The sequence below is a fragment of the Phytoactinopolyspora endophytica genome (assembly GCF_004138495.1).
Taxonomy (GTDB): domain Bacteria; phylum Actinomycetota; class Actinomycetes; order Jiangellales; family Jiangellaceae; genus Phytoactinopolyspora; species Phytoactinopolyspora endophytica.
Map to the genome: position 1 here is coordinate 37,057 of NZ_ML142868.1, position 459 is coordinate 37,515.

The following is a 459-nucleotide window of genomic DNA, read 5'->3' on the forward strand; positions in this document are numbered from 1 at the left end:
TGCCAGCGGAACCCGGCCACCACGCAATCGGCCGTCCGGTCATGCTTGATCTTGGTCAGCACCCGCTCACCCGGCCGGTACACATCGTTCGGACCTTTCGCGATCAGCCCGTCCAGACCTGCGCCTTCGAACTGGTCGAACCACTGCTGCGCTTCCGCCAGGTCGGTGGTCACCTGCGTCAGGTAGATCGGCGCGCCCGCGTCCGCCAGAGCATCGGCCAATGCCGCCCGCCGTTTCTCGAAGGGCTGGTCCATGTGGTTCACGTCGTCGAGCGCCAGCAGGTCGAAGCCGATGAAGCTGGCGGACGTCCGCTCCGCGAGCTCACGCACCCGCGAGTCCGCCGGGTGGATCCGCTCCAGCAGACTCTCGAAGTCCAGGTGGTCATCGGTGACGATGACCAGTTCCCCGTCGACGACGCAGCGCGTCGGCAGATGCTCACGCACCGCGTCGACCACTTCG

1 protein-coding gene is annotated in these 459 nt (G+C 66.9%); it reads right to left on the reverse strand.

Annotated features, from left to right (window positions below; translation table 11 throughout):
* The coding region (locus tag ELR45_RS39415; protein WP_240760217.1) for an ATP-dependent DNA ligase at window positions 1-459 on the reverse strand (459 nt) is incomplete at both ends.